The 20,950-nt window shown below is 41.3% G+C and carries 24 protein-coding genes; 8 read left to right on the top strand and 16 right to left on the bottom strand.

The annotated features are described in order from the left end of the window. Nucleotides 1–471: 471 nt before the first annotated feature. Nucleotides 472–1,128 (bottom strand): DUF3386 domain-containing protein, encoded by a 657-nt coding sequence (locus V7K46_RS24150; protein WP_335117589.1) that lies wholly within the window; start codon nt 1,126–1,128, stop codon nt 472–474. Nucleotides 1,129–1,228: 100 nt separating this feature from the next. On the opposite strand from V7K46_RS24150, the gene V7K46_RS24145 reads away from it, so the two are divergent. Continuing rightward, nucleotides 1,229–1,897 carry a LuxR C-terminal-related transcriptional regulator gene (locus V7K46_RS24145; RefSeq protein ID WP_334960996.1) on the top strand — a complete coding sequence of 223 codons (669 nt, stop codon included), beginning with the start codon at nt 1,229–1,231 and terminating at the stop codon, nt 1,895–1,897. A 283-nt stretch (nt 1,898–2,180) separates the two neighbouring features. Here the strand turns inward: V7K46_RS24145 and V7K46_RS24140 are convergent, their stop codons facing one another. The 3 genes from V7K46_RS24140 to V7K46_RS24130 all read right to left on the bottom strand — a co-directional run bounded on the left by V7K46_RS24140 (nt 2,181) and on the right by V7K46_RS24130 (nt 4,686). Further along, nucleotides 2,181–2,576, bottom strand: coding sequence for a hypothetical protein (locus V7K46_RS24140; RefSeq protein WP_335117586.1), 396 nt, complete (start codon nt 2,574–2,576; stop codon nt 2,181–2,183). Nucleotides 2,577–3,025: 449 nt separating this feature from the next. Then, the gene (locus tag V7K46_RS24135; RefSeq protein ID WP_335117584.1) at nt 3,026–3,931 is read right to left on the bottom strand and encodes an alpha/beta fold hydrolase; all 906 of its coding nucleotides are present in this window, start codon (nt 3,929–3,931) and stop codon (nt 3,026–3,028) included. A gap of 248 nt (nt 3,932–4,179) precedes the next feature. After that, entirely contained in the window at nt 4,180–4,686 is a 507-nt protein-coding gene (locus V7K46_RS24130; protein WP_335117582.1) for a HugZ family pyridoxamine 5'-phosphate oxidase, read from the bottom strand. A 484-nt stretch (nt 4,687–5,170) separates the two neighbouring features. Between V7K46_RS24130 and V7K46_RS24125 the strand changes: the two genes are divergently transcribed. Together V7K46_RS24125 and V7K46_RS24120 are read left to right on the top strand one after the other, a co-directional pair. After that, nucleotides 5,171–6,655, top strand: a complete 1,485-nt coding sequence (locus V7K46_RS24125) for a CIA30 family protein (RefSeq protein WP_335117580.1) — start codon at nt 5,171–5,173, stop codon at nt 6,653–6,655. A 63-nt stretch (nt 6,656–6,718) separates the two neighbouring features. Further along, the gene (locus V7K46_RS24120) at nt 6,719–7,066 is read left to right on the top strand and encodes a hypothetical protein (protein WP_335117578.1); all 348 of its coding nucleotides are present in this window, start codon (nt 6,719–6,721) and stop codon (nt 7,064–7,066) included. Nucleotides 7,067–7,301: 235 nt separating this feature from the next. Here V7K46_RS24120 and V7K46_RS24115 read toward each other — a convergent pair whose 3' ends face one another. The 11 genes from V7K46_RS24115 to V7K46_RS24065 form a co-directional block, all read right to left on the bottom strand. Continuing rightward, entirely contained in the window at nt 7,302–8,120 is an 819-nt protein-coding gene (locus tag V7K46_RS24115; RefSeq protein ID WP_335117576.1) for an alpha/beta fold hydrolase, read from the bottom strand. A 55-nt stretch (nt 8,121–8,175) separates the two neighbouring features. Next, on the bottom strand, nt 8,176–8,568 hold the full coding sequence (locus V7K46_RS24110) for a carboxymuconolactone decarboxylase family protein (protein WP_335117574.1): 393 nt from the start codon (nt 8,566–8,568) through the stop codon (nt 8,176–8,178). Nucleotides 8,569–8,594: 26 nt separating this feature from the next. Then, nucleotides 8,595–9,143 carry a retropepsin-like aspartic protease family protein gene (locus V7K46_RS24105; protein ID WP_335117572.1) on the bottom strand — a complete coding sequence of 183 codons (549 nt, stop codon included), beginning with the start codon at nt 9,141–9,143 and terminating at the stop codon, nt 8,595–8,597. A 432-nt stretch (nt 9,144–9,575) separates the two neighbouring features. Further along, complete coding sequence (locus tag V7K46_RS24100) at nt 9,576–10,349, bottom strand: nucleoside phosphorylase (protein ID WP_335117570.1); 774 nt, start codon at nt 10,347–10,349, stop codon at nt 9,576–9,578. Nucleotides 10,350–10,514: 165 nt separating this feature from the next. Continuing rightward, nucleotides 10,515–11,114: a macro domain-containing protein gene (locus tag V7K46_RS24095; protein WP_335117568.1), complete on the bottom strand. Its 600-nt coding sequence runs from the start codon at nt 11,112–11,114 to the stop codon at nt 10,515–10,517. 293 nt (nt 11,115–11,407) lie between these two features. Then, the gene (locus V7K46_RS24090) at nt 11,408–11,941 is read right to left on the bottom strand and encodes a hypothetical protein (RefSeq protein ID WP_335117566.1); all 534 of its coding nucleotides are present in this window, start codon (nt 11,939–11,941) and stop codon (nt 11,408–11,410) included. Between the two features lie 169 nt (nt 11,942–12,110). Then, nucleotides 12,111–12,680 carry a DUF4142 domain-containing protein gene (locus tag V7K46_RS24085; RefSeq protein ID WP_335117564.1) on the bottom strand — a complete coding sequence of 190 codons (570 nt, stop codon included), beginning with the start codon at nt 12,678–12,680 and terminating at the stop codon, nt 12,111–12,113. 69 nt (nt 12,681–12,749) lie between these two features. Further along, nucleotides 12,750–12,953 carry a ChaB family protein gene (locus V7K46_RS24080; protein ID WP_335117563.1) on the bottom strand — a complete coding sequence of 68 codons (204 nt, stop codon included), beginning with the start codon at nt 12,951–12,953 and terminating at the stop codon, nt 12,750–12,752. Between the two features lie 18 nt (nt 12,954–12,971). Beyond that, nucleotides 12,972–13,109: a hypothetical protein gene (locus tag V7K46_RS24075; RefSeq protein ID WP_335117561.1), complete on the bottom strand. Its 138-nt coding sequence runs from the start codon at nt 13,107–13,109 to the stop codon at nt 12,972–12,974. 183 nt (nt 13,110–13,292) lie between these two features. Then, nucleotides 13,293–13,736: a pyridoxamine 5'-phosphate oxidase family protein gene (locus V7K46_RS24070; protein ID WP_335117559.1), complete on the bottom strand. Its 444-nt coding sequence runs from the start codon at nt 13,734–13,736 to the stop codon at nt 13,293–13,295. A gap of 833 nt (nt 13,737–14,569) precedes the next feature. Next, complete coding sequence (locus V7K46_RS24065) at nt 14,570–15,136, bottom strand: Uma2 family endonuclease (RefSeq protein ID WP_335117557.1); 567 nt, start codon at nt 15,134–15,136, stop codon at nt 14,570–14,572. 258 nt (nt 15,137–15,394) lie between these two features. Between V7K46_RS24065 and V7K46_RS24060 the strand changes: the two genes are divergently transcribed. From V7K46_RS24060 to V7K46_RS24040, 5 genes are all read left to right on the top strand, one after another. Next, nucleotides 15,395–15,613: a bromodomain-containing protein gene (locus V7K46_RS24060; protein ID WP_335117555.1), complete on the top strand. Its 219-nt coding sequence runs from the start codon at nt 15,395–15,397 to the stop codon at nt 15,611–15,613. 161 nt (nt 15,614–15,774) lie between these two features. Further along, nucleotides 15,775–16,326, top strand: a complete 552-nt coding sequence (locus V7K46_RS24055; RefSeq protein ID WP_335117553.1) for an alpha/beta hydrolase — start codon at nt 15,775–15,777, stop codon at nt 16,324–16,326. Between the two features lie 419 nt (nt 16,327–16,745). Continuing rightward, the gene (locus tag V7K46_RS24050; protein ID WP_335117551.1) at nt 16,746–17,318 is read left to right on the top strand and encodes an HdeD family acid-resistance protein; all 573 of its coding nucleotides are present in this window, start codon (nt 16,746–16,748) and stop codon (nt 17,316–17,318) included. 448 nt (nt 17,319–17,766) lie between these two features. After that, nucleotides 17,767–19,923, top strand: a complete 2,157-nt coding sequence (locus V7K46_RS24045) for a glycoside hydrolase family 10 protein (protein ID WP_335117549.1) — start codon at nt 17,767–17,769, stop codon at nt 19,921–19,923. Nucleotides 19,924–19,938: 15 nt separating this feature from the next. Beyond that, nucleotides 19,939–20,112: a hypothetical protein gene (locus V7K46_RS24040; RefSeq protein ID WP_335117547.1), complete on the top strand. Its 174-nt coding sequence runs from the start codon at nt 19,939–19,941 to the stop codon at nt 20,110–20,112. 426 nt (nt 20,113–20,538) lie between these two features. Here the strand turns inward: V7K46_RS24040 and V7K46_RS24035 are convergent, their stop codons facing one another. After that, nucleotides 20,539–20,883, bottom strand: coding sequence for a hypothetical protein (locus tag V7K46_RS24035; protein WP_335117545.1), 345 nt, complete (start codon nt 20,881–20,883; stop codon nt 20,539–20,541). Nucleotides 20,884–20,950: the final 67 nt, after the last annotated feature.

Here is a 20,950-nt window from a genome sequence, read left to right as displayed (position 1 = left end):
AAGCGATGGCTTTTGCTGTAAATTACATTACCGAAGATGATGCCTTCGGTTGGTTCAACCACTGTGGTCTATTTACCTGAAAATTGCTGTAAACTAGGGAGAGTTAATAATTAAATAGGGAAGAAAAATTAAAAATAAAGGTAACGCTGCTATTGCAAACTAAATGTGGAACAGCTTAAGATTTAAAACCGCAAAATCTCTCGGTCATACTCTTCAGGTGCGGGTTCTGCACTTAACACCTGGCAACGTGCAGAAGTCAGCTATAAGCAATTAGATGATCAAAATGGCATTACCCGCGATCGCATCAACCAAGCACAAGCATGGCAAGTTTTGGGATTTTACCGTCGGGGTTTGACAATCTTGACTCAATTGCAGCAGCAGTTACAATCAAAACCTAACTCAGTCACAAAAGCGCCAAAAAATCAAAGCGCAGGCTGCGCCTACGCTAATTTTTAGATGAGAAAATAGAGCTTAAGCAGCAACAGATTCCAACAATTTGATATCAGAGAAAACAAATTCCTGAATAGATACTTGTCCTGCTGTCTCGGTGCGAATCTCCCGACGATTTAGGATGAAATATTCACCAACTTTTTCATACTCATCGGTAAATTCGCTTCTACCACCCTTTTGTTCCTCAGTTTTGGGGTCATGGTACACAGAGTCATAGGTGTGAGAAAGGTAACCTTCCCCGGTGTCGTGACTGCTAAAGGTGTCAATTGTCACGTAAGTACCGTGGATGAGACGGTGAACATGGCATACTTCATTATTGCGGACTTTGTATTTATCGCCCTTAGCCTTACCACCCATTAAAAGCTCAACTGCACCAGTTTCGTCAGTTTTACCATAGCTAAACGTATTGGCGCTGTGGGTATCTTCAAAACTGCGGCGGATGCGGTGAATTGCTATTTCCCAGGCTTGACCATGAATAGCCTGCTTGGCCGACTCGTCATCTACGTTTAAAACTTCGGCTTTGAGATTGGCGCTGATGATAACTTTGCCTGTAAATACTTTATCATCTTGCTTAAAGGTGATATTTGCGGTATATCCAGGAAAATTTTTGTTCCAAGTGTAACGGTTCTCATAAGCAGCCCGGAAAAGTTCCTGAGCAGAGAGTTGTGTAACTGTCATGTGCTTCTCCTAGTCGCTACTGTAATTAGCGTTTTAGTTTTCCTGGTATTAGCATAGAAGTAATTGTTGAGGCTTGGATAGTCCCCAACTGGGTACACTTATGGTTAATTCTCTCTACGCCGTATTTGATGCGATCGCCAATGTCCAAAATGAGCAAGAATTAAGATTAGCTCTCACGGAAAAAATTGGTGAGCATTTTTGCGTGCAAAATTGGGGTATTTATTTCCTAAATGAGCAGCCAACGACTGACATTGATATTCAGGGTATTCCAGCAGTATGCTTAGAAAGCAATCCAGTCGGGCGCTACGTGGTTGAGCGTCATGCTCCTGCCCATGAGCAATTATTATTATCACCGAAAGACTGGAAGCATTTTTGTTCGCGTTCTGATCACGAACACGTGATGACTGGGCCAATAGTTTATGATGGTCGTCTTGTAGGAACGCTTAACTTGGCTCGTGACAAGGGATATCCTGCTTTTAATGGCAACGATTTGGCAGATTTGAGTGCCTTATGTATTCATTTATCAGCGAAAATGGCGACTCTACGGACAAAACCAAAAATATCCAATTCCCTTTTAGTAAGTCCTCTAACAGCGCGTGAGTTAGAAATTGCCGAGTTAGTGGCACAGGGGTTAACGAACGCGGAAATTGGAGAAAAACTTTGGATTACGCAAAATTCGGTCAAACAAGCTTTGAAGAGGATGTTTCGTAAGTTGAAGGTTTCGGCGCGTGCAGAAATGGTGGCAAAACTGCAAGATATACAAGTTTGATAATGGATAATTCACAAAAGCCTAAAACGTGTAGCTGCGGCAACTTAAATATTAGCAATTCTATTTTGGATGCAACACGCAATAGGGGCGTACAGCTAGCTGTGCGCCCCTACTAAAGTCCTATATTTTATGCAACTGAGAAATGCTACAATCTTTAATCAAGAAAGGTAAGCCTGTTACCCAAGCATTAGAAAAGTTCGTTAGTTAGACACCAGCGTTCCTATTACTCATTTATTGGCGAAAAGTTATTACTACTTGCTGCCAATAGAGGATGGTAACGCATTTAGGGTATAACTTTCTTTGAGATATTTTTGGCTGTATCTGCCGCACTGTCCCCTACATCACTAGCAGTTTCTTGAGCGCCCTTTACGTATCCAGACCCAAACTCTTTAAGGGCTTCTCCTGACTGTTGCCCAATCTTCTGAAGTCGTTCACCAGGAGAATTTTCAGTTTCACGAGCGTCTTTAAACCAGTCCCCTACTGTTTTCGGTCTTTGAGCATCATTTTGCTCTACCTGTTCGCGAACTCTCTCCTTTAAGCCTTTGTCATTTTGCCCATCACTAACATTTGTTGTCAGCACTAGAAAACCAACTACGACAACAGCCAAAAAAGATTTTACCTGAAGTCCTTTAAGCAGAGAACTGATGTGACCAATCGTCCTAGAAATCAAATTTATCATGCCAATTAGCCTGTTTTTTGAGTACAAATTAAAGATTAACTATAAAAAGGTAATTATGCTTCTAACAAAAGGCATATCTGAGCTATCAGAAAGAAATATTTTTTAAATCTTGCTTGGGGAAGATGTGATTTGTTAGATGCATGGATATTTGTAATTCGTCTATGGGTACAAGCAACGAGCAATACTGCCTTTATTTAGAGAGTTTGCATAATGAAAGAGCATTATCCGAAAGCGATTGCGGAATACATAAAACTGTTATTATAAATTGGATAAAAAAGAATTAAAAATTACTAATCAAGACTGATTAAAACAACTTAGTGAAAGCCTTGAGATTTACATTAAGACCCACTTACAAGCTTCTGGCGATCACATCACTAAAGCATTAAATGCAGAGTTGCTCTCTAAGTAGAAGTTAAAAGGGAAAAATCAGGAATTCAAACTCCTAACTCCTAAAGATACCGTTGCAATAGACCAATGAGAACTTCTGGTATTTCCAAATGAGGTAATATTCCGGCATCTGCGATCGCATAAAAATCTCGAATTGCACTTACATTTAAATTTGCCAAGCGTCGTCCTAGTTTGATGTTAGTAAATTGTGCCTTTTCTCCCCAAAAAATCCTCGTGGGAATTGTCAGTTGTTGAATATATAAACTTAGGTCAAAATAAAGGTCGCCCCGCAAAAATGACAAGGCGGCAAACTTGGCATTAGGCTGTTGTGCAGAGGTTAAATAAGCCTCCACCATCTCTTGTGATACTCGTTGTGACTTGGCAAACAGAAAACTTTGTAAAAAATTTCTGACTGCAATTTCATTTTCAGCACCAAGGATATAAATAAAATTGTCCAACAGAGGCGTATTGATCACCGAAAGCGGAAGTCTGCGTCCAGCACCCTCCCCAAAATCATCAAATCCAGAGGGACACACCAAAAACAGTGCTTTGAATAAATTGGGTTGAACAATAGCTAGGCGGATAGCAAAAGCGGCTGTTAGAGATGAGGCCACCACTGTTACCGGCTGGCGACAAGTTTGGATGATAAACTCTGCGATCGTGCTGAGATAATCCCTAATTTTATAATCTCGGACTGGATGAGCCGATTCTCCCCAGCCGATTAGATCGGGGGCTAAAATGTGGTAATTAGAGGCAAAAGCTGGGTAAACTTTAGACCATTCATATGCAGACGCCCCACCACCAAAGTTATGGAGAAACAGTAGTGGGCGTAAATCTTCAGTATCAGCGATCGCACTGCCCGCCGCAGGCATCGCCCAAGGTGCATTCGTTTGGGTATAGTAAACCATTGCCCCCAAGGATGTATGGATAAGTTTATGTCCAAAGCCAGGAGGTTGAAACTGAAGCATAAAATTAAAGAGTTTAGTTTAATCGCACTTTACGCGAAGGCAAAATTACAAGGTATAAAGTAAAGCTTACTCATAGAACTAATTCATAACTCATAATTACCCCAGGCATAAATGGGGCAGTCTGAATTATCGATACTGTAAAGGTTTTATGTCTTTATTGATCAATCCTTTAAATTGTACCATTAATTACGAATTATTCTGCCACGATGCTTCTTAATAATCACATTTAATTTTTAAATTTGCATTGCTTATTTTTGCTTTTGGTCACTATCTCCTGTGATCTGAACAAGTTGATGGAGGTGATCACCACTGATGTAATAAGCTTTCCCAAAACCAACTATAAAACGACCTTCACTAGGAGTTAACTGGAAAATCCGAAAGTCAGACAAGCCGCGCAAAACCTCTATAATTTGACCAAACCGCCCTTGAAATTGCTCAACAATTTTATTCCACTTGTCAGTTTCACGCTCTATCAAAGTTGCCGTACAATCAAAACTCAAACGACGACGCGCAAAAATTAGATTACTCTTGGCTTCATCCTCGATAAACAAGACATTAACATGAGGATTGGCATAGAGATTTTTGGTATGAGTTGAAAGACCACTGACGTAAATGTAGATATTCTTGGAATCATCCATAACAAAGGGAGCATAACTAGCATTGGGTATTGCCTGTGCGCTCACGGTGCTAATGATTACACTCTCAAACTCTTCAGGAAACTTTTCATATTCAGCTTGAATTTCAAGTTGGCTCATAAGTAAATTACCGTTTGATTAGGAACACTTAATTAAGTATCCTAACGTGATTCAGCGATGTCTACGACGGGCTGTTCGGCATCACATGGAATCCCAAAGATTTGGTTTAATTGTAGCTAAGATCCTGTGGCGTCAGTTTTCCTACCTTTAAGACAAGAGATTTTACACCAAGTCTTGTTAATTAAGATGTTATACCATTTCTTTGTGAGGCTGCGCCAAATTTTCTTAGCTTCTTATTTCTTTCTTTGTGTCCTTTACGTCCTTTGCGGTTCGTTCCTCATTTCGTTTAGCGCATCTTCATACAGAATTGGTATTAGCTGGATTTACGCGCCCACTGTACTAGTCTCCTTCATCAGAAGGGAATAGGTTACAGGTATTACCTGTACCCTGTCCCCTTCTCCTAATTAAAGCAAAGTTATGAGTACCGGAGGATTTGGAGAAACAAACATTGGGCTAAACTTAAGAAAGTTGTGAGGACGCAAATGTGACTGACAAAAATCGTTCTCAATGGGATTTAGGCAGGTTTATCGAAACCCTGACTTACTTTGAGGTAATTCCTTTCCTTAACTGGGTACAGCAGTTAATCCAAGGTCGTCCTAAGGATAATCAAGATAGACCCAATGGAGGAAGAAACATGGGTGTAATACTAGTAGCAGGTGCAACAGGTGGTGTAGGTAAACGAGTGGTGCAGCGATCGCTCGAACGAGGTTATAAAGTTCGGGCACTAGTTCGAGACATTGACAAAGCGCGGTCAATTCTTGGTAATGATATAGACTTTGTAGTTGCGGATATCACTCAACCTCAAACTTTAACTCCTTTAGTTATGGCTGATATCCAAGCTATAGTTTGTTGCACAGCAGTGCGTGTGCAACCAGTAGAGGGAGACACAGCAGATAGAGCAAAATATTATCAAGGTGTGAAATTTTACCAACCAGAAATTGTCGGCGACACCCCAGAAAATGTAGAATATCAAGGTGTGAAAAACTTAGTCCAAGCGGCTGCAAAATATCTACCCCAAGCAAACGAAAAACTAATATTTGATTTTACAAAGCCATCAGCAGAATTAAAGGATAACTGGGGGGCGCTAGATGATGTAGTCATGGGTGGCGTGAGTGCCAGTAATATCCAATTAGTAGAAAATACAGCTTTGTTTGCTGGTAATGTCTCCACCGATAACTCTGGCGGATTTGCTTCTATCAGAACTAAGAATTTTGATCCCCCCTTCAACTTATCTGGTTACGAAGGTGTAAAATTGCGCGTCAAAGGTGACGGTCAGCGTTATAAAATCTTCCTGCGAACAGATACAAAATGGGATGGCATTGGCTACAGTTATTCTTTCGACACCGTAGCTAATAGCTGGATAGATGTTCAGATTCCCTTTGCAGATTTGATTCCCGTCTTTCGGGCAAAAACTGTCAAAGATGCGCCGCCACTTGAGCAGAATAGAATTTCTTCATTCCAACTGATGTTGAGCAAATTTGAACATGATGGTGCTTTAAATCCCAAATTTTCTCCCGGTGGTTTTGCTTTGCAGTTGGAATCAATTAAAGCTTATGGCGGTACAACTTTACCACAATTTATTCTAGTCAGTTCAGCAGGCGTGACTCGTCCCGGCCGCCCTGGGATTAATTTAGATGAAGAACCGCCAGCTGTGAAATTAAATGACCAATTGGGAGGAATTTTAACTTGGAAGTTGAAGGGAGAAGATAGTTTAAGAGAAAGCGGAATTCCTTATACGATTATTAGACCTTGTGCTTTAACTGAGGAACCAGGAAGTAAGGAATTAATTTTTGAGCAAGGCGATAATATTAAGGGCAAAATCAGCCGTGAGGATGTGGCAGAACTTTGTCTGCAAGCGCTAAAACTAGCGAAAGCTTGTAATGTGACGTTTGAGGTAAAACAGGGAGATAATACTCTTAACTCTATCGATTGGCAGAAGCTATTTTCTAACTTAGAACAGGATAAATAAGTGAAGTGAATACAGACTTATCCTCTGTACCCATACAAATATATCTTGTCTAAATAGACTGTTATGAAAAAAATCCAAGTGCTAATACTTGCTGGGATTTTAGCAACAATTATCTGGGGTGGGTTATTTGGAAACACTGCTTTATCGCAGCAAGTGGAGTCACGCATCAACAACCTGGAAGCGGATTTTAATCGTGTAGAGTCGCGGTTAAACCAGATAGAGTCTCAAATCGGTCAAAGGCGGCAGTCTCCATCCCGAAGAACAACACTTACCCCACGACAGTCAACTGGTTCCAGAGGTAACTTATCGCAGCAAGATCAGATGTTTGATCGGCTGGCAACTTTGGTGATTGAATTAAAGCAACAAGTCAATAAATTAGAGGAGCGAGTTTCTAAATTAGAAACACGTTGAATATTTAAATCACCCTGTCTAGGTTTCAAAACTTGGCGTTGCTGAATCAAGTATGATTTGTCATTCTGAGTGCAACGAAGTGCAGCGAATAATCCCGATAGATGCTTCATTTTGCTTTGCTCCATTCAGCATGACATACACATTTTTCATACCGCAATCAGCAACGCCCAAAACTTATTACTAGTACACTGTGGCCTCAGTTTGCCTACTTTTAACAAGGGATTTTGCCCCTGTTTCACAAAGAATTGGTGTAAGCTGGCTTCAATTTCCCCAGGAAGTTAAGCATGGCTGAAACCACAGCATCCGGCGACTCAATTAAGAAGCCATGACCCCCACCATCGAGGACTACAAGTTCAGCCTTGGGAATGCCTTGAGCAAGTTGCTGGGAAAACTTTAGCGGGGTAAGAATGTCTTGTTTACCAACTAGAACTAGGGTAGGACAATGAATTTGTTGAAGGCGGTTTGTTGTGTCAAAGTCAAGCATGGCTCGGCTGTGATTATAGAGTGAATGAGTCGCAGGCGGGAAAGGATATCTGATTGCAAATTCGATCAGACCTTCGATCATTCCAGGAATCGAGTAGAACGTATCTGTAAATATCCAGGGTAATACGACTTTTTCATAAAGTTTTAGGTCTACATTACCGCAGAGGTCGCCCCAAGTCTCAATGATGCTGTTGAATAATTCATCACCCTTTGCCAACGATGAAAGTAGGATCAGACTCTGCACCTTTTCAGGATGTGCTAACACTAACTCTTGGGCTATCTGACCACCCATTGAATGACCTGCTAGATGCACCTTATCGATCGCAATGTGATCAAGCAATTCTGCAACGTCACTAGCCATCTGTTTCAGACTATAGGGGCTATCGGGAGCAGAACTTCGCCCCATACCTCGGTTGTCCAAGCGAATAACTTGATACTGCGAAACTAGCGATGGCATAATTAGCGACCAATAGGCATGATCACAAAGGAAGCCAGCTATTAATAGCAAAGGCTCACCCGTTCCCTTAATGTCGTAGAACAAATCAATCCCGTTAATTTGAACCTTGGGCATAGTCAATAATTCTGCTAAACCTTATTCTTAAGCAGCGATAGAGAGGGTTACACTCTTACGGCTTAAATCTCTCGTCCACCGGAATTTGATAGCCGTTGGCGAGGCAATTGGTCATGTTGGCAGTGGCTGCGATCGCCATTACTTCCCCGAACATGGTATCATTCATTCCCTTGGCACGCGCCGCTGCTGTGTGCGAGGCAATGCAGTACTCACAGCCATTCGTCGCACTCACGGCGATATAAATTAGCTCGCGCATCAGTGGATCAATCTCACCAGGGCTAGTCATCACTTCCTTCACCGCTTGCCAAGTTCGTTGCAAGGTAGGGGGATGGTTAGCTATAGCTTTCCAAAAGTTATTGATGTAGTCATTCTGGCGGGTGGCGCGGATGTCATCATAGACTGCCCGGACTTCCTCACTGGCTTCTTCGTATTCAATTAGCTTAGTCATATTAATAATGTTTTTACCTGCGAACATTAGCGGTGATGAAATTCCACCTCTTTCTCTAGAATTTTAATATCATAGTTGCCAAAGAAATCGTGACCCAGTAAGCCGATGCTTGCTTTGGGTGCGATCGCTACCTGAAGATTATTGGCTGTAATTCCACCTACTGCAATAGATTTTACCTTACTGGTTGGAAATTCTACTTGGCTACCATCGGCAATTTGAGCTTGGATTGTACCTGTAGCCTGGAGTTGAAGTATATTCGCCATACTTAGAGTGATAATGGTTTCACTGGCACCTGTATCTACAATCATTTCAAAGGTTTTTTTGTCATTGAAGGTGACATCAATCACTGGAGTTCCACCAAAGCGGCGTTTGACTGGGACTCGAAAAACTCTGTTGTCTGAAGGTGCAACTATATTACCACAAAGGTTTCCCAATCCAACGGTTTTACCAGAGGAGGTTACCATGTAACATACTCCTGGATCGTCAGCTATTGCCCGATAAAAGAATGTTAAAAATATCAGCGTCGGCATTAGTCCGATCGCAGTTAAAGTCATGATTCTAATTTGATTATTCATATTATCTTATTTTTCAAGTTTTTAAATATTTATTAATATCTAAAAAACTTATAATAGGTTTGAAATTTATTACTAACATTCTCGCTAACGTAGATATTCTCAGAACAATTATGAACAATTTATAATTTATAATTATTGATGGAGACATTGTACTTTTTTCATTTATTTTTATCAGATCAAATTATATTTTGCTCAATATATATTAGCTATAATTACTAATTAATAAATTAAAGATTAGGTAAAGACTCCATAAAACTACTGAGAGTTTATAGTGGTTCTCACTTCGGTGCAATACAGTCACAACCTCACCCCACATTTAGGCACGCAAACACTCCTCTCTCCGATGCTTTGGAGAGGGGTTGGGAGTAAGGTTGAAAAATCTACTTCATGCAAACGAGAACCGCTATATTTATGAAGTAAATATTAATTAGCTTACTCAAAGGTTGCTGCTGCATATACAGCAGTTGCGATCGCATTTTTAACGGCAATATTTTTTTGTTCTAAGATGATATTTTCACTAACAGTACGCCCAGCTACTACACCACAAATAGCTGCTGCTGCAAAATTATACACTCCTGCCATTTTAAATAGTGTGCCGCATTCCATCTCATAATTTAAGATATTTAAGCGCCGATATTCTTCTGTGATGCCATGCAGCGATCGCATTAAATTTGGATTCGCTGAATCAATGCGTTCTTGTCCTTCGTAAAAAGTATCAACTGATGCCGTAATTCCTACGTGATATTCAACCTCTAATTCTCGCGCGGCTTTAACTAAAGCGACTGTGAGAAACGGATCAGCTGCGGCTGGATACTCCACAGGTGCAATGTCATTTGCTGCACCTTGGCGACACAATGCTGCACTACTAATAACAACGCTACCAACGGTTACATCGGGTTGAATGGAACCACAAGTTCCAATGCGAATAATTTGCCGGATTCCTACTTGTATTAACTCATTGACTACAATACTCAATGAAGGCGCACCCATACCACTAGTAGCAGATAAGATGGGGAGACCATTTGGTAAGTATCCCACATAGCTATTGAGTCCGCGATTCTCCGATAATAAGCGCAAATCCTGCAAATAAGTTTCAGCAATTAGACGCGATCGTTCCGGATCGCCAGATAATAGAGCAATGCTGGGAGGCAATGAACCCAAATCATCTTGCCCAAAGCCAATGTGATAAAAGCGTTTACCAGTCATAGAATTGAGAGTAGTGATCGCCTTAACACAATATTATGCTAGTACAGCAGGGCGTAAATAAGCAGACCATTGAAAAGCCCTAAAGAGCTTATTCCATAATACTTTTGACTTTTGACTTCTGACTTTTGACTTCCGCCTTGCGGTACTAGAGTGATTTCTATTTTCCTAGAGTAAATCTCCTCCTTCCCATATCTGAAGTTGTCTTTCTGCCGCAACTATGCAATTAAGATGCTTAGGTGGGTAGAGAAAATGATCGTAGGCTAATGCCATCTGTCTAGCAGCTTCAGTATATGGCACTCGTCCGATTCCTGTACCTAATCCAGGACAGGCAATAGTGTTAATTTTTTGCTTGGCGTGTTGATTATGGTGTCGAACTGCCAGCAGCATCGCCCACATCGCTATATAAGGAATATCTGTCCCAGCAATGATCATGGGAACTCGCATAGTAGGTGTATGAGCCAAAAAAGGATGCTTGTGATGACCTGTTTCCACAATCATTGATGTTCCCACAGGCTGTTCACCCAAATAATCCTCAAGAATACGCTGCTGCACTCTTGCCATTAAGGAAGTACCGAAAAAACGGATAATTGCCGCATCTATGCCACCATCCATCATTCCAAAAGAGTTAGCAGGGCTGACCATACAATCAAAATCTGGCAACCACTCGAAATAGTCATTTACTATTTCTATATTGGGTAAGTAACTAAAATGCTGTTGAAAGGCTGCACACAACAAAGAGTCGGGAGCTACCAATATCAGTTTCAAGCTTTTATTTCCTCCGCTTGAATACTATTTTAGCTCTCAGCTAAGGCAAACATCAACTCTCAACCCCTTCAAAGTCGCAATTTGCTCGTGGTTTGGGATTGCCACGCTCCGCTTGCAATGACAGAATAGCGATCGCACATTCGCACATTTATAACTCCCAAATTTTGACTTAAGGGACTGACAAAAAATAAATTATCCAAAATTATTTGTACATTTGTAGGGGATCTTGGCCTTGCGCCCCTACGTTCGCGGAGCGTCCCGCAGGGATGGGATGTTTTTTTAACTGGAAGTCCCTAATTTCCCACAAGTTTGCTCTTTTGTGAATTGTCTGTATAGCCTTGAATATTTTCTGGTTCAAATTGACGCAGTACACGCGTAGCTTCGCGGGTTAAATCCTCGTTCCCAGTAACCACAATCAGATATTTACCAGCATTCAAACGGTTACGATAGGGTAAAGCATCGCCACTGCCAACTGTTGAGCCGACTCCTCGACCGATTAAACCAGCGCCCAAGGCACCGGCTATAGCTCCTAAGATCCCAGCAAGAAATTCATTACCAAATCGAGCAACCTGGGGAAATATTTCAATCTTTGTGAGATAGTTGAAGGCATAGCCTGCAAAAAATCCAAAGGGTACAAGCCACCATAAGAGCCGAGTTGATTGTTTGCGGGCTTGCTTGTCAGGATTAATCAGTCCAAATTCATCAGCACTTAGATAACCATCGCCTAAAATATTCACTTGTGAAGTTGGCAAGCCCGCTTTTTCTAGAGCAGAGTTGGCGGCTTCTGCTTGTATTCGATCTGGTAAAACTGCAACAAGATAATTCATAAGACCTCGCGGAAAATATTTAAGATGAAGTAAACAATATGTAGACACCTTACTGGCGTCTACATACTAATCCGAGAGCGATGAAAATTTCTATTTATAGCAATTGGTTCTCCTACAATTGCTCTATCCCGGTAGTGGTTAGGTAAAATTGAGCGATCGCATTATTTGATCACTTGGCACTTCTAGTAGATTGAGCTGTAAGGGCGCGAGCGTGTTGCAAATGCTCTTCCAGAGTCGGCAAAGTTTTATTTGCCCAAGCCTTCAAATCCTGATCCTGTCCTTGGTCTGCCTCCCGCTGGAATAAGGATACAGTTTTAACATGATCCTTAACCATCTGGTTCATGTATGCTTGGTCAAAGGTAGCGCCAGAAAGCTTTGAGAGATTAGCCTTCACTTTCCTATTCTCACGGCCGATGCTTTTGGGAAGAGTGATACGCTTCTGGGTAGCTAATTCTTTAAGTTCATTGTTTGCCTGAGTATGATCTTGAACCATACCCTGTCCAAACTGTTTCACCTCATTCTTTAGCGCCCGTTGCGAAGCCAATTGCCCAAGCTGTACTTCTGCCATACCGCCCCTAGCAGCTTGAGTAACAAATTGCCTATCTGTAGAACTGACAGCATTCTGAGTTGCTCTAGTTGGAGTTTTATTTGACTGAGCAGTGGTTATATTTTGTCCAGATGCAGCGGTAAATGCGCTAATGGCTACAAGCGCAGCCATAATTATTTTTTGTTTGCTCATAACTGAAATTTATTCCTTGGTAAAGCTTTTTTTGTGAAGCATCAATAAAACTGCTCAATACAATCCGAGCTATTCTGGCTTTTTGCGCCAATGCCCATCATTGCCTTTTTCGTAATCGCGTTTCACCGCACTCCAAGCAACACGAAAGGCACGCTCTTCTTCACCATATTCTTCTAGAGCATTATTAAATGCAGCCTGAAAAATTTCTTGAGCGTGCTTGGGTAAGTTTGCTTTTACTGAATCTGGTGAGTCTGCAATTTGTTTGTAAGGCATAAATTCTATTTCCCAGTCTTATATCTGCATTTGGCTTTGGGGTGGAAAGCCATGTTGAATTCTGCCTTCATCAGCATCAAACTGCTTAAAACTTTTGAACAGTTCAAAACGCCCATCGGCAGCATATTGGGCACAACGATCGCGCAACGCCTGCATTTGGTTTGCCTACATCGGTTGAAAGCCACGGGTGATTGACCTGCCATTAATTTTTTGTAATTAAAAACACTTAATTTTTGCCAATTTTGTCCAACAACTATATATCTACAAATAATTCGTAATTAGCAATTTAATTCTTAATTACGAATTATAAATTAGTAATTAGCTAAAGGCGGGATGGTGTCAAAAACTAATTGTTTGTGGCTTAAAACTCGATGCACTATCCCAATAATTCACCTGGTTAATATTCACCTGAAGCAAAGCAATATCGGGTTCGTCCAGTCCTTTAGGAAACCAGGTTTGAAGTTCTGGCTTCCATAGTTCTCGCATCTTGTTGCGGTCTTTCACGAGTTGTGATGTACCTGAAATAGAAACGTATCGCTGCTGCTCAGGTGATGAGAAACTAATATTGACCTGCTCATGTTGTTCAATCTCAGTCACCTTATGGGAGCCAGCATAGGTAAAAAACCAGAGGATACTATCAGAGTTAATCTCGCCACTCTTTGACATGGGGTAACTATGCAAATTTCCATCATCATCGACTGTGGTAAACATCCCATAATCAATATCTTTGATTAGTTCACGCAGCTTTTGAATTTGTTGTTCGCGGTCTGTAGAAGTTGCCATTGTTTGTACTTTTTTCTCTATTTACTTTTTCTAGGCTGTGATTTTTGATTACAACTAGGTTTAAGGATGGTAAAGTTATTTTTTAGTATTAACGTTTTTAGTCTCAATTGCGTGAGCCTAGAGATGGAATTCTAATAAAATTAGCTTTTTTAGTTATATCTATAGAGATATTGTTTGAAAGAAACTATTGTGTCCATACATAACTTTTAGACAAGGTGAATTTTGTGCTTATTTCTTTAGACATAAATTTTATAAATTTTGCACTAAATTCAAACTGCCTCTGTAACTTTAGGGCAATAAATCTCCTATTTTGAGGCTACCACTTTGCTGACTCGCGGCAGCAGCCCAATCAGGAGCATTTCCAGACTCTGGCTATAAATGATGTTTTAAAGGGGTTTTAGCTTAAATCTTGTAGTTTGATTTATTCTCGCCGACTTATTTACTGAGAAAGCATTCAAGCATTTTGAGAAAGTCAAATGCCATTTTGCTTACGGAAAACACCTAAATGAGAAAGTAAACTGAGGTTTGAGAAAGTCAAATGCCATTTTGCTTGCGGGAAACACCCAAATTAGTAAGTAAAATGGCATTTTGAGAAAGCATTTAAGCCTTTTGAGAAAGCATTTAAGTATTTTGAGAAAGTAAACAGGTATTTTGATAAAGCAATTAGGCTTTTTGATAAAGTAATCAGCAAATATACCTGATAATTAAAAATCACAGCTGCACATAGCAAGATCCCATTCCCCCCTAGCGTCCCATAGGGAAGGGTACAAAGCCGACGCTCAGATAACTCCAAATAATATGTATCATATCGGTTTTTGAAGTAGAAGATAAAATCAAATCAATTCTGCCTCTTCAAATACCTGCCTTGTGTTCAATTCCAAACCTGGAAGTAGCTCATCTACAATCGGTGTATTATCTGTGTAAACTTGACTTGAACCATCAGGAAAAAAAACTCTAATACTTATCGCTTCCGGGTCTACAACCCAAACCCTTGACACACCCGCAGCAAAATAATCCTGTGCTTTATCTTCAAATTCCTTCATGCTTTGGTCTGGAGATATAATCTCAATTACCAATTCTGGAATCGCCGGACAAGCTTCATTACGCTTCCAACTTTTGGGTAAACGTTCGTAAGATATGTATGTCAAATCTGGTAATGGTGCCCAATCTTTACCTTGACGCTTTAAGAGAATTGCCCACTCAGGAAGAACTCTACCTTTACCTTTGCACCAAACACGAATTAGTAATCCTAAAGCTAGCTGTAAAGTCGAATGAAAAAATTTTGGAGACACTTTAGGGATTGCCTGACCATTGACAAGCTCATAGTATACATCTCCTTCGGGTAGAGCCAGAAATTCTTCTAAAGAGAGTTGACCTGCTATGTTAAGCATAAGCTGCATAAACGATCGCCTACATATATTTTACACACGCCATAAGTAGCAAAGCTTCAATCGTGAAAGTTTATAAGATATTGCAGCAACGATGTCTACGACGGGCTACGCCTACGCAGATGTTGACAAGAGTTATTATATTTGCGATCGCTAAATTTGTACCCTCAGAGTGAGCCTCTTCAACCTCTAGCAGGAGTGGAATGTTCCATTAAGCACCTACTATGAAGAACTAAGAAATCAAATTGCAGTATATCTGCCTTTTAAATTATGGACTGGAAGTATAGGTGGAAAAATGGCTCTCAGCCAAGCCGAGATCAAGCGGTAAAAAACCCTCATTTGTTAGATGAGAGTCAGTTCGAGAACCAGCAAGACCGAAAGCTAGCTGAAGAATCTGCAAGGAAGCATTTGGGCATACCTGCACCAACCTTAGATCAGCAACAGTCAATACTACCTCGTGCAGTTTCGCCTGATGAAAACTTTCTATAATAACACCATTTTCAAAAATCTTTGTAACAAAAAAATTGGCTGTAGGGGCATACAGATGTATGCCTTTAAGCATCTATCCTTAGTAGGGACTTTGTGAAATAATATAACGCTTGGGCATTTTGTGCCTGTGTACGCTCCGCACCATTATAAAATTCGACAAGATGCAGATTTATCAACTTTTCAATCGATTAAACAATAGGAAATTTACTAAGTTACTGACTCAGACTGTAGCTTTAGGCGTAGGTGCTATTGTTCTACTTTTAACTACTGATGCTAATGCTGCCGAGCAAGTTGTTTTAAAGTATGGTACTTTTCAGGGGCAAATATCTGTTCAAGAATTAAGTCAGTTTACAGAAACTGGCAAGACTACCCCGACGTTAAGAGCTTATTTGGAGGCGGCCAAACAAGACCCCGCAGTAGCTCGTAAGGCATTGAAAGCCCCAATAAAAGCCGATCCTGCCTTTTTAAATAATTTACTGTCTAGTTGGGCTGGGCCGATTTTGGTTGACCAAATTGGTGAGGTAGTTCACCCTCCCACAGGACAACTAGATCAGCAGGCCCTGCGAAGCGCTTTAAGTGCATCTATTAAACAAAATGGTGAAGTTACACTGCTTGGAGCGATTCAGAATTATCCAAATACTTCTGTTGAACTTGAAGGAGATCGTCTGATCGCTGTTTATGAACGTCTAAGCAATCTTGCAGAACTCTTATGAGGGCTACTTAGAGAAAATATGTAGGACTCATATTTGATTTTTCAAATAAACGTAGTGAAGTGACATGGTGCAATAGTTGTAGGGTATGTTATGCCTCTGGCTAACGCACCGTTTTTATGATCTATTGCGGTGCGTTAGCCTAACGCCATAACGCACTTATGATACTTAGATTTATTTCGCAGTGTCCAGATCCCCGACTTCTATGAGAAGTCGGGAATCTAACTTTTTACGAATGATTTAGGATTGCTATAGTTTAGTTGTCATCATATCACTGGTTTGGGGCCTCAATAGTCGTAAAGTTTAGTCATGATCAGGATTAAGTTAATACTGATGAGTCTATCTTAGGGTTCATACCTTGTTACTTATAAATTCCCTAACCTAAATGTAGAGTTGAGTCTAAGAATAGGGAAAAGATTTGTATGACAACCGATGCTCCTAGAGATATTAACAAGAATTTTAATGGGTCACTGATAACTGGTGTTCTCCTGAGTATTTTCGGAGTTATTGCGATCGCAGTGCCTAGTCTCTCGACCATATTCGCTGAGACTTGGACTGCGCTGATTTTGATTTCCGTAGGATTTACAAAACTAGTTTATGCCACTCAAACCCGCCAAAGAGGAGGTTTTATTTGGAAACTTCTATTGAGCGGACTCTATATTGCAGCCGGCATAATGCTGTTTGTTTATCCTTATACGGGTGTTCTCACACTGACTCTGTTGCTTGGCACCTTTTTGCTGACTGAAGGCACATTCGAGTTAATTCTGGCATTCCGGTTACGTCCGCAAGAGAACTGGATGTGGGTACTAGGTGATGGCATTATTACGCTGGTCTTAGGCGCAATGATTTGGTTCCAGTGGCCCTTTGATGCACCCTGGCTTCTTGGGACACTAGTTGGTGTCAGCATTATTTTCACTGGCATTTCACGCGTGATGCTATCGTTGAATGCTCGTTCTAACTTGAATCCTCCTGACCAAACTGCAAAAGCCACTTAGTACAGCATTTGATTAATTCGTAGCGAATTAAATTTAGCAATCCGTTGCAATGTTAATGCAGCCCGATACAATGTTAATGCGTTTCGATACAATGCCAATGCGTCAGCCGCATTGTTAATGCGTCCCGATACAATGCCAATGCATCGGTCACATTGTTAATGCGTGCTGATACAATGCCAATGTATCTCGATACAATGTTAATGCGTCGGCTGCATTGTTAATGCAATCCGATGCAATGTTAATGCGTTCCCGTGCATTAAAAACGTTACTGTTTTACGCAAAACTGTAGTTAGTAAATGGGGAATGGGGAATAGGGAATAGCATTACCAGCGCCCCATGCCCAATCTTCAATAGTCAAAGTTTATAAGACATTGCAGCAGCGATCGCTCTGAATATTGCTAAATTAACTAAGGAAATCAAAATCCAGGCCAGCTAGCTGCAATCAACAATGGTATCTATTACTACTCCATTCTCGGATATTCAAAACCATTGGGCACGCTTATTTATTACAGCCTTAGCCCAACGTGGTATTGTCAGTGGGTCGCCTAATGGCACATATCGCCCCGATAACTCACTCACTCGTGCTGAATTTGCCGCCATCATCGCTAAGGCATTTCCCACAGTTACCAAGAAGCGGCAGTATATCCCCTTTGTTGATGTACCTACTAATTATTGGGCAGCAGCCGCCATTCAAGCAGCTTATGAAAAAGCATTTCTTAGCGGGTTTCCTGATAAAAGTTTCCGTTCCGCTAACCGAATTACTAGAGTAGAAGTTTTAGTTTCCTTGGTAGTAGGCTTAGAAATTGCCACTAAGGTAAAACCTGACCTCCTCTCAGCACTCCCAGAAATTTATCAAGATTCTGTTCAGATTCCTGGGTATGGTAGAAATCACATAGCTATTGCCACCAGCGCTGGATTGGTGGCTAGTTTCCCAAATGTGAAATTACTCAATCCCAATCTCGCAGCCACCCGTGCAGATGTGGCAGTAATTATTTATCAAGCTTTGGTGTATTTAGGTGAAGCAGAAAAAATTGCCTCTAGTTATCTTGTGAAGCCGCCAATACCGATACCAATACCCACACCAACGCCAATACCAACACCAACGCCAACGCCAACGCCAACACCAACACCAACGCCGACACCGACACCAACGCCAACGCCAACACCAACACCAACGCCAATACCGATACCAATACCAATACCCACACCTGTCGGTAGCGTTAGGATAAATCATAGTCGAGAATTCCGGGGGGCGTGGGTAGTATCTGTGTGGAATGGTGATTGGCCATCCATTGCGGGACTTTCTGTTGCCCAACAAAAAGCTGAACTCAGCGAGATTATTAGTAAATTACAAGCGCTAAACTTCAATGCCCTCATCTTTCAGGTGCGACCAGAAGGAGACGCCTTATATGAATCTAAATTAGAGCCTTGGAGTGCTTGGATTACAGGAACTCAGGGTAAAGCACCAGAACCATTTTATGATCCTTTAGCGTTTGCGATCGCAGAATGTCATAAGCGCAATATTGAACTTCATGCTTGGTTTAACCCCTACCGCGCTAGCACTTCCACCGACCCAGCCAAAACAGTTCGTCCTCACATAGCAGTTACCAATCCAGAAAGCGTTTATTTGTGGAAAACTCAACGCTGGATGGACCCAGGACTGAAAATAGTTCAGGACAGAGCTTACAACGTAATTATCGACGTAGTGAAGCGCTACGATGTTGATGGCATTCACTTAGATGATTATTTCTATCCATATCCCATCGAGGGACAGTCTTTCCCTGATAACAAAACCTATGCTGCATATAAAGCAGCTGGTGGTACACTCAACCTTGGCGACTGGCGACGGAACAACGTTAACAAAATGGTACAACGCCTCTGGCAGGGAATTAAAGCAACCAAACCCGATGTTAAATTTGGTATTAGTCCCTTTGGGATTTATCGCCCCGGACAACCTGCTGGGATTACTGGGTTAGATGCTTACAACGTGCTGTATGCTGACTCGAAGAAATGGTTAGAAGAAGGCTGGATTGATTATATTGCGCCTCAACTTTATTGGCGCACAGACCAACCACAACAAAGTTATTTTGCGTTGCTAAAGTGGTGGACACAGGTAAATACAAAGCAAAGACACGTTTACGCTGGTAATAATTTGACAGAACCAAGCAACAAGAGTCGAGAGAGTGATGAGATTGAAAAGCAGGTGAAAATTAGCCGTAGCCAAGCTGGACAGTTGTCACTGGGGAATATCTTCTTTAATCTCGCTGTTTTGAGGGAAAATAGTCTGGGCATTGCTGATAAATTCCAAAGTCTGCTTTATAACAAACCTGCGCTACCTCCAATTTTGTCTTGGCAGGATACAACCCCACCCCCTCCACCGATTGAATTACAAGTGAATAACCGTAAACTGAGTTGGCAGCCTGGTGATAATCAGCCAGTTCGTTCTTGGACACTTTATCGGCAAACTGGCGATACTTGGACAATTCAACGAATTTTGTCTGCTGGCACAACCTTTGCTACCGTTCAACTAGCGGGAACCTATGCGGTGTGTGCGGTGGATAGATTGGCAAATGAGAGTGTGGGAATAGTTATTGTAGTTAGTTGAACAAAAGTGCTGTCTATGAGTGCGATGCTTGCGTGGGCAACGCGATCGCACTTATGCTGTTGTGTGGTATATGTGCGTTGGCGTAACCCGTCGTACCCAACTCTTGGAGAGGCTGCGCCAACGGGAAACAAGCTACACGTAACGGACGCACCAGAAGACAGCGCATCTTTAAATACTGGTGCAAAGTAATACAACATGAACCAGTTAAGGCCGATTGGATAGTCAGCCTTTTAGCACTCTTCTATAACTCTCACGAGATAAAAATCACAAACCTTTGTTGTCATTAGTTTTTATAAATTTAGGAGTAGGTTGGGTTGAGGAACGAAACCCAACACCAAGAATCCTTGATTTTGTTGGATAACACGAATGTTCAACCCAACTTACAATATCAGGCAATGGCATAGCCCAGAGCAGGCATCGCACTTTTGATCTCAATGTCTAAGCCGTCCCCTCTTACCAAGGTTATCTTGTATACACAAGTCGAATTACCCCCCTTAATCCCCCCTTATAAAGGGGGGAAATAAAAAATCTTGTAATCCCCCCTTATAGAACCCATTTGAGATCTATACAGGAGGGCAATCGAATTTGGCTGAACTACGAGCTAAGTTACAAATTTTATAGATCGATCGTCAGGATTTTTTTCTTGCTTTTTTTGTCGCTCAACACGACTGTATTGTAGGGTAATGTATCCGTTCCCAGCGGAATTGGCAGCTTAAAAGTGGGGCTTTTATGATCGAGTTCGCCTAAATCAATGCTTTTCGTTATATTGCCATCTGTTGCAAGATTTGCGGTAAGTTCGCCTTTATAATCTTCAATTAAAAAGTCTTTAAAGAGAACGACTGCCCCACCCTCAGGATCTATACCAAGGATGACCGTACCGCTGAAAGTTGTGCCTTTTCGTTCTTCATCAACCGTTGCCACTGTGATTTCCGAGGGGTCTTGACCGGACTTATCTGCCATAAACTTTTTCCTAGGCGAATTCTCAACAATTGAAAATGATTTTACAAGAGCGCTATGGGCGATCGCA

It is taken from the genome of Nostoc sp. (genome assembly GCF_036917395.1).
Classification (GTDB): domain Bacteria; phylum Cyanobacteriota; class Cyanobacteriia; order Cyanobacteriales; family Nostocaceae; genus Nostoc.
Note: the sequence above shows the minus strand (reverse complement) of the source record. Positions and strands in the feature narration are given on the sequence as shown.